Consider the following 1,204-nt stretch of genomic DNA (forward strand, 5'->3'; position numbering starts at 1 on the left):
CGAGTGCGGCGCGCCGGCGGAGCTGAGCGCGGACGCCGAGCCCACGCCGCCGTCGTCGCCACCGCACCCGGCGAGCGCGAGTGCGGCGACGATCGGCAGATAACGCATCTTGCGAATGTTGATCGACATGACTGAAACCTCGATTGTTGAAAGAATCGTTCAGTGCTGCGAAAACGCCGGCAAAAACAATCCCCTCGCCGTTAATCAACAGCGATGAAAATGCCAATGACGGATTATTCGAAAAGACGGCGGCCGACTACGTGAATGTAATCATGGTTTACTGCCCCCTCTGGATTTCCGGATGTCGGTTAACTTGCCGGTTCAAAATGGCCGGGCGCGTGTTGTACTGAATTGATTTCGCGCGCACGACACGGAGCCGCACGCCCTGCGCGGGCGCGCTTTCCCCTTGAACAGACGACCTACAGGGCTGGCCGGGCCTGGTCGCAGGATGGCAGGAAGGCGTGTCGCCATTCCGTAAAAACACCGTTATGCGGCTTCAAGGTTTGTCGGCTTGCTCGAAGGATGCGTAAATATACTTGATGGTTTTAGGTAAAGGAAACGAAAAATTTAGAAATTGCATCTATTGAATTCACGGTGCTTCATTGAATGCTGGAAAGCATTAATACGCATTTCGTTTGCCTGGTATTTTCGTAGTTTTAATCTATTAACGATCCCGCGTGGCTGCGAAAACTACGAAACCCGGCGTGCGGAAGCGTGCTCGGTACAATGCAGCGACGATCCGCTCACCGATTGCCGCGAGGAGGTTCTCCCATGCTACGAGCCCTGTTCCGTATCGCGCCGCTGCGCGCCGTGCTGCTGCTGTTCGCTGCCGTGCTCCTGCTCGGCGGTTGCGCGGGGCTGACGCGCGACCCGGTGAACGTGACCGTCGCCGGGCTCGACCCGCTCGTCGGGCAGGGCCTCGAGATGCGTTTCAGCCTGAAGCTGCGCGTGCAGAACCCCAACGACGCGCCGATCGAATACGACGGCATCTCGGTCTCACTCGACCTGAACGGCACGCCGTTCGCGAGCGGCGTCAGCGATCGCTCGGGCACCGTGCCGCGTTTCGGCGAGGCCGTGCTCGACGTGCCGGTTTCCGTGTCGGCCTTCGCCGCCGCGCGGCAGGCGTGGAACCTGCCCGGCGCGGCCGCGAACGGCGAGTTGCCGTATGCGCTGCGCGGCCGGCTCGCGGGCGGCGTGCTCGGCC

Annotated in this window: 1 protein-coding gene; it reads left to right on the forward strand. The window is 61.0% G+C overall.

The genetic code is table 11. From position 1 onward, the window contains the following. Positions 1–771: 771 nt before the first annotated feature. Positions 772–1,204 (forward strand): LEA type 2 family protein (locus tag G3N93_RS39805; protein ID WP_206135502.1); only part of this gene is annotated, 433 nt, incomplete at its 3' end.

This window comes from Burkholderia sp. Se-20378 (genome assembly GCF_017104665.1).
Taxonomy (GTDB): domain Bacteria; phylum Pseudomonadota; class Gammaproteobacteria; order Burkholderiales; family Burkholderiaceae; genus Burkholderia; species Burkholderia lata.